This window comes from Psychrobacter sp. (assembly GCF_036731945.1).
Classification (GTDB): Bacteria; Pseudomonadota; Gammaproteobacteria; order Pseudomonadales; family Moraxellaceae; genus Psychrobacter.
Map to the genome: position 1 here is coordinate 23,305 of NZ_DAINDI010000008.1, position 13,409 is coordinate 36,713.

Sequence of the window (13,409 nt, forward strand, 5' to 3'; positions counted from 1 at the left end):
ATCAAAGCTTGAAACGGTGGGATACTACCCAGAGCCATCACAAGTATGGCTGCACTTAGCCACTCAAATAGCGCATGAAAAACCCAACTTCCATTACGTAAACGCGTATTGTAGAAGTAACTAAATGGCAATAGATATATGATATTCATCAGCTTAGCCTTATATAAGTAGCGGTTAATCCTGCCCAGCGCTCCTTATGGGACGCTTTATGCAAAACCACATAAGCTCTCCTTGCACCACTTAATAATTCTCGATCTGTTATATTGTCGCTGATAGCATTGTAAAAGCTGCTAATCAGGTCCTGACCTATAAGATTACTTAATGCTTGTATTTTTAATCCCGTTAAATCGTTTTTATAACGACCTGTTAAAACACCGTCATTACTCTCAAGCTCACTAGCAACAAACCTGACACCTAGCTGTTTTGCCAATGCCGAAACGATAGGCTGTAAACTGGCAGAAGCCAATATCGTGTGTTTGTCTTTTATCGCCGGTGTGATGACATCCCAAACAGCAGGAACTTTTCTATTCTCCAATAACCATTGTGCATAAATCTCTGCATTCAATTCGAGAGAGCTGACCGTATCGTTTTTCATCATTCTGACGAGCAAATGTTTTAAAATATGTTTACCACTGAGACGTTCAATCGCTGCTACTCCCAATCGAAACGGACTACGATGGGCGGTCAGAGCACGCAGCACTGGCAAACGCCATTGACGTTCAGGCTGCTGAGAAAAATGTACTCTGAGCAGGCCTAACGTTGTATCGTCATAGACCAATGTGCCACAAACATCTGTTATAAATAAGGTAGCATCCAAATTATTGGTCATAGTGTCTGTTCCAGCTGCTCGTAAATCTTCTTATAACTTAATGCTGCGACATGGAGATCTAATTCGGATTTAGCTCGCACTCGGAGGCTATCAAGTGAGGATACGATAGTAGATAGGCTGTCCGGCTTATCTAAATCTATAACTGCACCTGCTTGTAGCCGAGTAGTCATATCATCTATATCACCAATTCCCGCGTTACTAACGACGGGCACACCTACCGCAAGCGCTTCGGCTATCTTAGTAGGCGAACTTGCCATTTTTGAATAAGCGGGCTTAATGAAACTAAGCATTAAATCAGAGCATCCTATATAAGCAGGCACTTGGTCGCGTTTGGCTTCATGCACATGTATTCGCGTACGCAAATGTGACAAGCCAAGTGCACTTATTAATGCCTCATGTTCCGCTCGCCAATCCTTAGTAATCAATAGAAAGTGCACCTCTTCTCGCTCAGCAGCGGCTTTGCCAAACAGTTGCAGCATTTCGTCTAACATATACCAAGTCCCTAAAGAGCCTAGGTACGAGAGCACAAAAGCATTTTCAGGTAATCCTAGCTCCTGACGAGTAGCCATACGCTGCTTAGCAGTAGGTAGGATAAAATGCTCAAAGTCTGCACAGCAAGGAATCACGGTAATGGGAGCAGACATATCTGGCGACAGCTTATACAGTTCAGGTACCACTCGTTCTGTAAGAGCCACAATATGACTGGCACTCAAAAGAAGACTGCTCTCTACATACTTATATAGCTTAAATATTGAAGCATCAATACTATTATCTAGCTTCCAAATATCGCCATCTACTCTCTCGTCAACCCAAAGACCGCGCATATCAAACAAGACCTTTACGCCGGTAAGCTTACGAAGTAATGCGCCAACCTGCATGGCTTGATAGCTACGACAATGGATCACGCCAAAACGATGTTTAAGCTGCAAATATAAAGCAACTTCATACATGCGAGATAAATCCCAAAGCTTACCTAACTTACCGAAATGTGTCGTGAAAGACAAAGGTGTCCATCCTATGCCAAAACTGGCCAACTCTGCTTTTAATAACTCACCACCTGCCTTAAAACGTGCAGGTTTTTCATAGCTTAAGATATGTAAAGGACGAGGGTGCTGACGGATACTATGTAAATACGGTAGTATTTGGCTACCACCTAAAGGATCTAGCAAGCCATCATAAGAGATAAACAATACTGAGTTACTCATAGATACTCCGTCATATTTTAGAGGTATGTAAAGCTAGCTATATTGTGGTGATAAATACATAACGATAAAATTACCCTAAAACTTTCCTCCTATAATAAATTTATAAAAAAAGTATAGCCTTAACGTAATTTTTATATTAATAGAGCTCTTCTACCAAATGATTTATACTTTGCCTCAGCCATGCTACTGACATCAAATGTAAACCGATTAAAGACCCCGCTAGTCGCATCACTATACTTATCACCTACCAATAGAACATTTTGGAAACCGTATTCTTTAGCGAGTACTATCTGCTCAGCTGTGGCACTGCCATTTGGGAAGCAATAAATATCACAATCAAGTTGTAGGCTTTCTAAAAAATATTCTTTACATTTTTTCAGATCATTTAAGAAATATTCTTTATTTTGGTTTTCCATTGATAAATGCTCAAAGGAGTGAGCGCCAATCTCATGTGTTGAGGATATCTGCATGATATCTTTTTTGGTCATTACTGAGGCACAAAGAAACTCTGGATAATTTAATAAAAATTTTAGTAACTCAGCTCTACAAGGTATAAACTCAGATTCGGGAAGGTATTTAATAAGAAAAGATGCTTTTATGCCCAATTTATCACGGTCAATAATAGTAGTATCTATCTCTATAGGTATTTTCTTTAAAAGCTCATCAGGCGCTTTTCCAATAAAGTCTTGTAGCAATACATTTACAGGTGGTAAGCCGGTTTCGATACAGTAAGGAATTACATTTTGATTGACTCGAACATTATGTTTTTCTAATATGGGCACCGCATAATCTATAAAATCTTTGTAGCCATCATCAAATGATAATATTAATTTAGGCTTATTTGTTTTTATTTTTTTAAAATTACCAAACAAGCAAATATGAAATTCTTTTGCCAAATAACCAATTAGCTGGTCAAAAAACAATGGACATATTGCCTTATACGCACTACCTGTGTCAGGCGAGACTCTATGCATGTTAAGAACTGTCACTATGTTATTTTTAACCAGCTTATCTCTCCTAGACTCTAATCTAGATTTTTCTGCCAACATAGAAAACATGATTCTTTTCAAAAATTGATTTCCCATCAATCCACCTTTCCCTTTTATTATATCCTATCAAATAAATACAATTAAAAACCAATCCAGGGTTTATATGAATTTAAAAGACCTAGTTTTTTTAAGTAGATTAATGGTACAAAGCAATTGCGTAAGAATAAAATAATCATATCGACACCTTAACTATTGATTAACTCAAAAACTATTTATTACATTCAATAAAATCTGTATTTTCTGAAAGCCACATTTGGAACATTAACAAAACCCAAACCTTATTATCATCGTTTTTTCCCACGTAAAACGCCTCTAGTAATTTTGATATATAATCATAGTCAAAGATATTATATTTTTTTATTAATGATTCACCCAAATATTTGTCTAAAAGATACTTAAGATCTTCTCGGAGCCAATCATTTATTGGTATACCAAAGCCTTGTTTCTTCCTAAGAAACAGCTCTTCAGGAATATAATGACTTAGAATACTTTTTAATATCTCTTTATTTTTTTTGTAAGATACCGGTAAGCTTGCAGCAAATTCAATTATTTTATGATCAAGTAAGGGTTCTCGTCCTTCTAAAGACGCACTCATTGTCGATCGATCTATTTTAACCATTAAGTCATCAGGCAAATAACCCTTGAAATCTGAAATCATCATTTTTTCTAAGTTTGATGTAGTAGCAGGTATATCTTTAGAGAAAAAATAGTCTGCTCTTATTAAACGCTTAATCTCATCTTTTGAAAAGACAGAATTTGCAATTTTAAAGGTATTGACAATATCATCATGATCTAGCATGTTTTTAACTTTTATAAATCTATTATATAACTTACCATTAAATCTATTTTGTATAAAAACAGGAGTTGGAAATGTATTAGATATTGTTTTTAATGTTTTTCTGAATGGAACTTTAGATAGCCGCTCAAACCTTTTTTCCATAAGCACGTAGCTTGGGTATCCACAGAATAGTTCGTCACCACCATCACCAGAGAGCACCACTGACACTTGTTTTTTTGCAAGCTTAGAAACCAAAACAGTTGGTATAGCAGAGCTATCTGCAAATGGCTCATCGAATATCTTTGGTAACTTCGTGATAATTGCTAAAGCGTCTTCTTTGTTACAAATAAGTTCGGTATGATTTGTACCTAAGTATTTAGCGATTTCCTTGGCATAGTTAGATTCGTCGTACTTTTTATCCTCAAATCCAATCGTAAAAGTATTGATAGGCATTTTGCTATATTTCTGGACAATTGCTGCTACTAAAGAGCTATCTATGCCACCGCTAAGGAAAACCCCTACTGGAACATCTGCTATCATACGTAGGTTGAAAGCTTCAATGATAGTAGCTTCTAATTTCTCTGTAATATCCTCTCTTGCAACTTGATTCTCATAAAAATCATTAATATTCCAGTAGCACTCTTTTACCAAAATCTTTGATCTAATATCATATTTCAGATAATGCCCAGGGAGTAGCTTTTGGACAGATTTAAATATAGTCTTTGGGGCGTGAATATACCCAAACTGCAAATAAGAAGATACCGCTTCGAAATCTATCTCTTTATTGAAATAAGGATAATTTATAAGAGGTCTTAATTCACTTGAAAATATTAATGCATTATCTGTTTGAGAGTAATATAGAGGTTTTACACCTGCACGATCTCGGAAAATGATAATTTCTTGTTGCTTAGAATCGTAAATCGCAAAGGCAAACATACCTCTAAATCGTTCTACACAATCTATTCCCCAAAAGTGATAGGACTTTAAAATTACTTCTGTATCACTATTTGAGTCAAACGAATAACCTTCTGCTATTAAATCCTGCCGTATATCTTTGAAGTTATAAACCTCTCCGTTGTATATAATAGCTAGGTGTTCGTAGAGCATAGGCTGATGACCATTAGAACTGATGTCTATTATTGACAGTCTTCTATGACCTAGAAATATAGAGCACGACTCTAAAGAAAAAACCTCTATCCCTTCATCATCTGGGCCACGGTGTTTCAAGCTATTTAACATCTCATTAAATAAACTCGTACTGACACTTTTTTTATAATCTACTATTCCTAATAATCCACACATTATTTAAGCGCTCCAATATATTGTTTCGCAATTTTATCTACTGAAAAATCAGCAGCACGACTCTTTAAAGCATTGATATTATGTTGATTATTAAGGGATTTATACATAGCATTGGCTAAAGCCTTAATATCACCAACTGGCACTAACCTTCCATACCGCTCGTTTTCGAGAATTTCTCTTGGTCCTGACTGACAGTCGGTAGAAACCACTGGTGTACCAACACTCATGGCTTCAATCAATACATTGCCAAAGCCTTCGCAGTTAGATGAAAGAACGAGTAAGTCAGATGACGCCATCCATGCAGAGGGGTTTCTACTAAAGCCTGCAAAGTTAACCCGTTCAGCTATCTCTAACTTTACGGCTAAAGCTTTTAGATCCGCTAATAAATCTCCTTGCCCCAATATCGTTAGGTAAGCATCTTCTTTTTTAAGAAGCAGAGAAAATGCTTCTAGTAGTGATGGATAATCTTTTTCCTTTTTTAAAGCCCCAACAGCGATTATTTTTTTGCCTTGATAACTTTCCCAATGCCTAAAGCCTTCGTCTTCTGGGCAAAGATCTGTATTGAGTTCTACAGGATTAAATATAACGGTAATACTTTTACGTTTTAGCCCACCTAGTCGGCACAAATCATCAGCGACACCATCAGACACTGCCACTATTGCGTCAGCAAAAGGATAAACCAAGCTTAAGCTATATTTAAAAAACCAGCGCATTGACCTTTTTTGCATTAAAGGGGCTTGAGAAAAGGTAGTATGATCTGAGACTACAACCGAGCCTGGTAGTTTTGCTGACTTAAATGCAACAACTGCCAATAATGTCAAAGGCCACATAGACGCTAGTACCACATCCGGCTTGTCACTTTTAAAATATTTTAATAAAGGCTTAAACACATAACGTATGCGATCTGCTTTTAAGTCTACGATTCGAATTTGGCTGTTTAGCTCTGATAAGAATTCTCCCTGAGCTTTACTCAAGACCATATCAACTTTAAAACCTTGTTTGATAAACTCGTTAGCAAGCAAAAACGCTACCTTTTCTGCGCCGCCACACCGAAGATCTGGTAAAAAAAACGCAATTTTTTTCATTATTATGTAGCCTTTTTTAAGTAGACTGTTGTCTAACAAAAAATCTTATATTTTTTTTCTTACTCATAAAAATACTTTTTATAACTTTTATAACCTTACTTATTACACCGTTTTATAAAAACTATTTAGCTAGCACCCAATCAAACTTCAGAAAGCAAGTCGATAAAGTTAATATGCTCATTACTTTTTAAGGAATAAGATACGGTTGTGTCGATATGGTATACGGTCAATTCTTTATTATTAGCACTCTGTATATACTTTAGTACCGCTTCTGCAGGACTATGCAATTTAACTGCTTTTGCATTTTCAAACCAACTCTCTTCCCGTGGATGCATGATATACAACCCTACATCATCGATAATTTTCATTACGTTTTTTTTAAGCTTTACTTGCTGCCTAATACTGAAATCTTGGAACGCGGTTCCTAATAAAATAGTATTGGTATTTATCGGCAATTTATCTAAATCCCTGTTATCTAACAGTTCGCTCCAATCCCAATCAAGATTGACCACCCTGTCTTTTTCTACGATATTATCTAAATCAGGGAAAACGGTATAATGACGCTTGGTTTTATCTCTTAAATACTTAGCTCCCCCATTAGGGAAAACCTTTCTAGAAATAAATCCTTTTACTCCTTTTCTAGCGAGAGCGTTCTCATTAAAATACGCTGAAGACTTAATCACATTGTATGAGCCATCGTCGAATGTATTAATCTCTAAACTAGGAAAAAACATATTTGAAAGTGCAAAAGGATAGCTATCAATAACGGCTAAAAAAATCTTACCGTTGGTGATAAGCGCCATTAACTGTGATACGGTAAACTTTAAAAAGTTGACTGAAATTCTACTACTGCAAAATACATTTATAGTAAAAAAGGCATTTTTCCTAATTTTTTTATAAGTAGTATAATATTCAGAATCATCTTCATATTTATTATCCAGATAACACAGTACTAAGATATATCTACTTATTTTCTCTACATTTATTATTTTTTCAACAATTAAAGACTGTAGTCTCGTTCTTACGATAAACACATCCATCTTATATACTCCAATATATTTAATCGTTCGACCGTCCTACCTATATTCTTACAATCTCTTCAAATAATCCTTCTACAGTATCGCTAGTAAGAGCAGTGTTGGCATTGACGTTCCGTGTTACCTTTTTACCTATCACTTCATGCAAATATTTTGGCGCCAAACCAAATCCAGGACGCACACTGCGGACAGAATCTTCAGTGATGGTATCGCCTTCTTCCATATCTTTTACAAAATATAATGAACGGCGAAACTTAGTATTGGATTTTTCACTGGCTTTTCGGCTGTAATCTACCTGTCCAAGCGCTTGCCAAGCTGTCTTGGTATCACGGCATAAGGCAGCCAAATCTGCTGGCTCTAATGAAAAACTGTCGTCAGGACCACCACCATTACGATCAAGAGTAAAATGTTTCTCGATAATAGAAGCTCCAAGGGCGACACTGGTGATTGCAGTGGTGTTATCAAGAGTGTGATCTGACAAACCTGTTACTAGCCCAAAGCGTTCTATCATATCTGCAATCGTATTTAGGTTATAATCGGCAGCTGGCGCAGGATAACCACTAACACAATGAAGGATGGCTAGCTCCTTACAGCCGCCTACACGTGCAGCATCTATCGCTTCTTCTATTTCATCAATATTGGCCATACCAGTAGATATAATCATCGGCTTGCCAGTGCTAGCAACGTATTTAATTAATGCTAAGTCAACGGCCTCAAAAGAAGCTATTTTGTATGCAGGTGCTCCTAGATCCTCGAGTAGATCTACAGCGGTGCTGTCAAAAGGGGAGCTAAATATCGTAATACCTAACTGACGAGCACGCTCGAACAATGGCTTATGCCAATCCCAAGGGGTATGAGCCCACTCGTACAAATCATATAAAGTACGTCCAGCCCATAAACCCTCTGAAATTTGAAAATCCGGTAAGTCTGACTTTAAAGTAATCGTATCAGGCCTGTACGTTTGCATTTTAATGGCGTCAGCACCGGCGCGTTTGGCCTCTTCTATAATACGCAGAGCTATATCAAGGTCTCCATTATGGTTTGCCGACATCTCAGCAATGATATAAGGGGCTTGATTAAGACCTATGGTACGACCATCTATATTGATACTATTGGTCATTTATTTTCTCCAAAGTAATTTTATACTTCTCACCGTACAGCTCTATATATGCAGGAAACCGTTTAGGATCACAGACTCGGATTTTATCAAACTGACTCTCTATACTCTTGAAAGGATCAATTGCGCTATCCATGGGCGTACGTTTGGAATAATAAGTTGGCGCTATATTTATATCTTGTGGCTTAGGTGAGACACTCTTGAAATTACTAACTGCAAAATCTATTAACTCCAGCTCTTTTTCAAATAATTGGTTATTGATTTCATCCCATAGTGCATGCTTAGGTACTTGAAACTTTAATTTTTTCCATATTTTTCCGCTATCGACCTTATTACTAGCTTCTAACAGTGTTAAAGTTAGCTCCTCTTTTCCTTCTAAAATGCTCCATATATGAGGGCTCCAACCCCTACCTTTTGGTAAGTCACTGGCATGAAGTACTAGACAGCTCATATAAGCGTTACGCTCTTGGCTACTTATAATTTCTGTACAAGAAATGAGAAATAATATGTCGCCTCCAGACAGATCCTTTTTCTGACGCACTAGCTCTATCTCATGCTTGCTATTGTTATTTTTCAACCATGTGTATAGATAGTCATTGACGGGATGCCTAGGGTCATTACATAGGAAACTGATTTTCATAATATTTCCTTTCGGCCTATTGAAATAAAAATCCTGAGAGGCGTAATACGCCAAGCCCATCAGTAACTTTGCTCGCTGCCCTGCTCATCTCTTTGATCTTAGGTACGACTGACTTTATAACTTGATCAAACGCTAATGGCTCAGCCTCTAATATATTTATATCAAATGTCCGTGCAGCTCCCACAGCTTCTAATGCGTTAGCAATAACCTGTTGGTTATCCGCTAAAACCAGCATAATAGTTGGCAACCCTAAACAACATCTTTCCCATGAGGTTGACCCTGCAGCGCCGATAGCCAAGTCACTATTGCCCATTAGCTCAGCCATGTTATTTACCCCTACTTTTACCACCGTACGCCACTGCATGATTGCGGCTTGTTGTTTTACTGCCTCAATCCATGGTGAAGTGGAGCCCATCACGATGGTAATAGAACAGGAATCCGGTAACGATTTATTTTGCAGTGCTTTTAGGATTTTGGTTGTCATATTATCCTTATCAACCCCACCTAAATTAATCAAAATACTTGCCAATTTATTATGTTGACGCCGCTCTAAGCTGTAGCTTCGCCATTCAGCAAATTCAGGCCTAAGTAACGCATAGTTAGACCCGCATAGTAATTCACAATCTTCATTAACATGGGCAGCATAGTCTTGCGGCTCACGACCAAAGTTTTGGTCCAGTAAAACGTCGCAATGATGTTTCCGATCTGCCAGATCATCGATGACCATTATCTTTTTGCAATAAGGCTTCAGTTTTTTTTCCCAACTCTCATCTAGCGCATAATGATCAACGATTAACCAATCAGGTGTCATTTTCTCCACTATCGAACAGCTTAATTCCGCATCTCTGTGTTGCGTACTAGCCAGCCAATCAGCATGAGCAAGTATAGCCTTGCTTTCTGATTCAACACCTAAGTCTTGCTCTAAAGGAAGCGGATATACTTGATATCCCTGCTGCTGAATCTCCTTAATCAAATTGCCATCGTGCTGACGGCATATAAAAGAACATTCCGCGCCTTGCCTAGATAGCTCGTCAGCTAAAGTTAAGCAGCGCATCACGTGACCAGATCCTATCTGAATAGAAGCATCACAGCGAAAGACAATCTTGTACTCTTTTGCTGTCATGACGAGTAATCACTGGCTACGACTAATGCATTAGCAATTTCTAAATCTTCATAGTCGTCTATGTCCATGGCACTTTTTAATGATATCGGCTCAAATGTGTAGCCTGGTGAATAGAACGTTTGGTGAGCCAACAGCGCTTTCACTGTAGATATCCAAATAGCTCCCGTTGGACAATAAAGCTTGGGCAAGTCTTGAGAACGCTGAGACAACGTTTCGGAAAAAACTTGAGTAGGTCTACCCGCCTCATTAATGGTTGCCGCCCACCACGGATTCATCCACCCATACTCAAAACAGCTAATTTGAGCTGTGCGCTTTTTTGCTTCAAATATAGAAACTAACGATTGTATATCCGCACTATTTCGTAATGGACAATTGGCCATCAATTGAACCACCACATTATATTTCTCGTTCCAATACTCCATAGCCTGCTGTAAAGCAAATGTTGTGGCCTCGCTAACGGTGGAATAATCATCAGCAAAACTGTTGCGTAGAAAAGGTACTTCAGCACCAAATTGTTTCGATATTTCTGCTATCTCTGGATCATCGGTAGACACAAGGATACGATCAAATAATTTAGATTCTTCCGCTGCTTTAATAGTCCAAGCAATCATCGGTAGACCATTAAAATCGGTTATGTTTTTTTTCGGGATTCTTTTTGAACCGCCGCGAGCAGGAATAATGGCAATTCTACGGTTTACCATAATGTCCACCCCCCATCAGCTTGAATGGTTTGACCATTGATAGAATTACAACTTTCTGAAATTAAAAGCTCTAAAGGTCCTATAAGATCAGCTTCAGATAACATTCGCCCACTTGGTGTAAGCTTTGCGTACCTAGCTTCAAAACTATCATCGACGCGACCGCCGACACCGCCATAGGCAATACAATTAACCCTTATATTGAAACCAGAAAAACGTACAGCAAGCTCTTTTGTTAAATGTATCAATGCTGCTTTGGCAACACTGTATTGAATCGGCGACTGTTTTGGATAATCTTCATATAAAGCGGGATTGGCAGCGACGACACCATACTGCGAGCCTATATTAGTGATTGTGCTTAGCTCGTTTGGCTGAGTATTGAATAGCCCTATTGATAGCTCATAAGGCACGATGACATCCATCAAATACTCTGCTAAAAAATCTTCACGGCTTGTCTGACCTAATGAGTCTGTCTGCAAAAAATCCAAACTACGCGCATTGTTTACCAAGTGATTAATGGTATAGCCAGAGTCTTGAGTGTGCTTAACGATGTCCTGTACTGCTTGCGGCTTAGTAAAATCAACTAACAGCGGCATCAAACAACAGTCGCCAGCTAGCTCTTTTATTAAACTATCGGCATTATCTTGTAAATAACACCTGCCAGCCCTTAGCTGCGAAATGTTTGACAAACTGCCTGCCAAACTTACCTGTACCACCTGTAATCAAGATTGTCTCTTTCATTGGCAACCTCTTTCAAGCAGTTGCACCACTGTTGTATTAAATGCTTTATCTGACATTACCTTCTTGTCTGAGATACCTTGTATAAAAGCTTGTAAAGCTGCTTTAAACGCTGAGAATGAATCTGTAAATGTAAAGTCTTTCCAACCATTCGTACCAAACACTCTGATTGAGATTGGGGTTTGCACATCACCCAGTGCAAAAAAATTGGTCTGTATACCACTTCCCCAGCGAACCATTAGGCTGCCCGAGCCGCTGTCTTTGTCAGCAGAAAGAGCGGTCATTTCTACTGGACTATCCCCTTCTGAGAGCATGTTTAGCACAGGTTCAATAATATGTACGGCATACTTAGACCATGATTTTGGGGTAAATGTAGTGATTTGCTTAATAGTTCCCAAACTCTGCCTATCTGCCTTAGTCAGCGCTAACTGCTGGCTATATCTGAGCGCTGAACAAGTAAAGATCTGACCTGGATATTGCTCTAATGCATATAACCTATTTAAATCATTAATTGATAGGGCTATAGGTTTATCTATATAAATAGCGATACCTTGACGTAAGAATGGTTCGGCATACTGCAAATGGTTATATGCATCATCACGTGCCAACAGAACGGCATCTACTTGTCCAATCATATCTGTGTAACAAGCCAAAACGTGCTCAATTTTTGCCGCTTTGGCAATGTGCCGAGAAAGTGCGATATCTTGTGTCCAAATAGCAGTCACTCTCGCCTCTTTGATTTGACTCTCAGGCCATTGTTGCTGCTCTAAATAACGTGGTATAACAGGATAGCCACATTTTTCCATTTCCAGCGCATCATAACCATTAAAGATAGCGCTCCATGAATAAGGATGTCCATTACCTTCAGATGAACCGATGACGCCCAATTTTAATGTCATAGCTGCCACCTCGACGGATTAATCAAACCTTCATCTACTGATTGCAAAAAATCAGGCATGTCAGCGATAGGAGCATCAATTGCAGCAATGATTTGTTTCATCTGCCAAATATTATCTACTCCGACTATGATTTTATCGATATCAATATGTTGGTTAAGATAGCTTAAGCAGGCCTGCAAAGGAGAGATGCCTTGTTGATTTAACCACTGATGGTACTGTTTAATTAATGATGCCCATGGCGCGAAATATACTGGAATCTTTTCACTTGGCATCAATAAAAGACCTTGTAAAAAAGCTGATCTAATATGAATGGCTGCACCTGCTTTTTTTAGCTGTTTAAGCATTCCCGTATTCTCCATACGCCGATCAAATATATTCATAGGCGCTTGAATGACATCGAAATCAAACCTTTTAATAAGCTCGGATAATTCATCAGGACCATAAACAGAAACGCCAATCTGGTCCACCATGCCTTGCTCTTTGAGTTTTAATATCGACTTATATATTTTCTCGCCGTTTGTCTCTAACAACTGGGCTGGCCTATGTAATAACAAGTCGTGCAATTTATCCGTTTTTAAACGCTTTAATGAAGCTATTGTTTGTTCTAGCACCCATTCTTCTACGTTTGAACAATCAGATGGCACTGCTGGTAACTTACTGACTATCTCAAACTTCGTAAGGTTATACCGACCTAAGACTTGTTCACTATCACCATAAGCAATAGCGGTATCGAGCATTGTTATGTCACATGCGCTGGCTATTTCTAGTAATTGCGCAACCATGTCGCTTGGTACTTTATCTGCCATATTGGCTAAACCATATTTCAGCCCAAATTGCGCCGTTCCTAGCGCAAGCTTGTGACTGTGCGCTAGGATATTCATGATTCTTTACTCAATATGGTTTTCAGCG

At 38.4% G+C, this 13,409-nt stretch carries 13 protein-coding genes; all 13 read right to left on the reverse strand.

Annotated elements, in window-relative coordinates; genetic code table 11:
- Window positions 1-148: 148 nt before the first annotated feature.
- The gene (locus V7D75_RS02800; protein ID WP_333613321.1) at window positions 149-829 is read right to left on the reverse strand and encodes a haloacid dehalogenase-like hydrolase; all 681 of its coding nucleotides are present in this window, start codon (window positions 827-829) and stop codon (window positions 149-151) included.
- Window positions 826-2,034: a glycosyltransferase gene (locus V7D75_RS02805; RefSeq protein WP_333613322.1), complete on the reverse strand. Its 1,209-nt coding sequence runs from the start codon at window positions 2,032-2,034 to the stop codon at window positions 826-828. Before V7D75_RS02805 ends, V7D75_RS02800 begins: the two co-directional genes overlap by 4 nt.
- 131 nt (window positions 2,035-2,165) lie before the next feature.
- Complete coding sequence (locus V7D75_RS02810; protein WP_333613323.1) at window positions 2,166-3,119, reverse strand: polysaccharide deacetylase family protein; 954 nt, start codon at window positions 3,117-3,119, stop codon at window positions 2,166-2,168.
- A gap of 172 nt (window positions 3,120-3,291) precedes the next feature.
- Window positions 3,292-5,163: an asparagine synthase (glutamine-hydrolyzing) gene (asnB, locus tag V7D75_RS02815; protein ID WP_333613324.1), complete on the reverse strand. Its 1,872-nt coding sequence runs from the start codon at window positions 5,161-5,163 to the stop codon at window positions 3,292-3,294.
- Window positions 5,163-6,248, reverse strand: coding sequence for a glycosyltransferase (locus V7D75_RS02820; RefSeq protein WP_333613325.1), 1,086 nt, complete (start codon window positions 6,246-6,248; stop codon window positions 5,163-5,165). Before V7D75_RS02820 ends, asnB begins: the two co-directional genes overlap by 1 nt.
- Before the next feature lie 140 nt (window positions 6,249-6,388).
- Complete coding sequence (locus V7D75_RS02825; protein WP_333613326.1) at window positions 6,389-7,288, reverse strand: glycosyltransferase family 52; 900 nt, start codon at window positions 7,286-7,288, stop codon at window positions 6,389-6,391.
- Window positions 7,289-7,328: 40 nt separating this feature from the next.
- A complete protein-coding gene (gene pseI, locus V7D75_RS02830; RefSeq protein WP_333613327.1) occupies window positions 7,329-8,405 on the reverse strand; it encodes a pseudaminic acid synthase in 1,077 nt (358 codons plus the stop codon).
- Window positions 8,395-9,042, reverse strand: a complete 648-nt coding sequence (locus V7D75_RS02835; protein WP_333613328.1) for a formyltransferase family protein — start codon at window positions 9,040-9,042, stop codon at window positions 8,395-8,397. Before V7D75_RS02835 ends, pseI begins: the two co-directional genes overlap by 11 nt.
- Before the next feature lie 16 nt (window positions 9,043-9,058).
- On the reverse strand, window positions 9,059-10,165 hold the full coding sequence (gene pseG, locus V7D75_RS02840) for a UDP-2,4-diacetamido-2,4,6-trideoxy-beta-L-altropyranose hydrolase (RefSeq protein WP_333613329.1): 1,107 nt from the start codon (window positions 10,163-10,165) through the stop codon (window positions 9,059-9,061).
- Window positions 10,162-10,866 (reverse strand): acylneuraminate cytidylyltransferase family protein, encoded by a 705-nt coding sequence (locus V7D75_RS02845; RefSeq protein WP_333613330.1) that lies wholly within the window; start codon window positions 10,864-10,866, stop codon window positions 10,162-10,164. The genes pseG and V7D75_RS02845 overlap by 4 nt, the downstream gene beginning before the upstream one ends.
- On the reverse strand, window positions 10,860-11,552 hold the full coding sequence (locus tag V7D75_RS02850) for an SDR family oxidoreductase (protein ID WP_333613331.1): 693 nt from the start codon (window positions 11,550-11,552) through the stop codon (window positions 10,860-10,862). Before V7D75_RS02850 ends, V7D75_RS02845 begins: the two co-directional genes overlap by 7 nt.
- Before the next feature lie 48 nt (window positions 11,553-11,600).
- A complete protein-coding gene (locus V7D75_RS02855) occupies window positions 11,601-12,500 on the reverse strand; it encodes a Gfo/Idh/MocA family oxidoreductase (RefSeq protein WP_333613332.1) in 900 nt (299 codons plus the stop codon).
- The gene (locus V7D75_RS02860; protein ID WP_333613333.1) at window positions 12,497-13,381 is read right to left on the reverse strand and encodes an aldo/keto reductase; all 885 of its coding nucleotides are present in this window, start codon (window positions 13,379-13,381) and stop codon (window positions 12,497-12,499) included. Before V7D75_RS02860 ends, V7D75_RS02855 begins: the two co-directional genes overlap by 4 nt.
- Window positions 13,382-13,409: the final 28 nt, after the last annotated feature.

Excerpts from the sequence above, each read along its gene's own strand:
- V7D75_RS02855 (WP_333613332.1), bottom strand. The coding sequence starts at position 12,500 with ATGACATTAAAATTGGGCGTCATCGGTTCATCTGAAGGTAATGGACAT.
- V7D75_RS02800 (WP_333613321.1), bottom strand. The coding sequence starts at position 829 with ATGACCAATAATTTGGATGCTACCTTATTTATAACAGATGTTTGTGGC.
- V7D75_RS02825 (WP_333613326.1), bottom strand. The coding sequence starts at position 7,288 with ATGGATGTGTTTATCGTAAGAACGAGACTACAGTCTTTAATTGTTGAA.
- pseI (WP_333613327.1), bottom strand. The coding sequence starts at position 8,405 with ATGACCAATAGTATCAATATAGATGGTCGTACCATAGGTCTTAATCAA.
- V7D75_RS02835 (WP_333613328.1), bottom strand. The coding sequence starts at position 9,042 with ATGAAAATCAGTTTCCTATGTAATGACCCTAGGCATCCCGTCAATGAC.
- V7D75_RS02860 (WP_333613333.1), bottom strand. The coding sequence starts at position 13,381 with ATGAATATCCTAGCGCACAGTCACAAGCTTGCGCTAGGAACGGCGCAA.
- pseG (WP_333613329.1), bottom strand. The coding sequence starts at position 10,165 with ATGACAGCAAAAGAGTACAAGATTGTCTTTCGCTGTGATGCTTCTATT.
- V7D75_RS02820 (WP_333613325.1), bottom strand. The coding sequence starts at position 6,248 with ATGAAAAAAATTGCGTTTTTTTTACCAGATCTTCGGTGTGGCGGCGCA.
- V7D75_RS02845 (WP_333613330.1), bottom strand. The coding sequence starts at position 10,866 with ATGGTAAACCGTAGAATTGCCATTATTCCTGCTCGCGGCGGTTCAAAA.
- V7D75_RS02810 (WP_333613323.1), bottom strand. The coding sequence starts at position 3,119 with ATGGGAAATCAATTTTTGAAAAGAATCATGTTTTCTATGTTGGCAGAA.
- V7D75_RS02805 (WP_333613322.1), bottom strand. The coding sequence starts at position 2,034 with ATGAGTAACTCAGTATTGTTTATCTCTTATGATGGCTTGCTAGATCCT.
- asnB (WP_333613324.1), bottom strand. The coding sequence starts at position 5,163 with ATGTGTGGATTATTAGGAATAGTAGATTATAAAAAAAGTGTCAGTACG.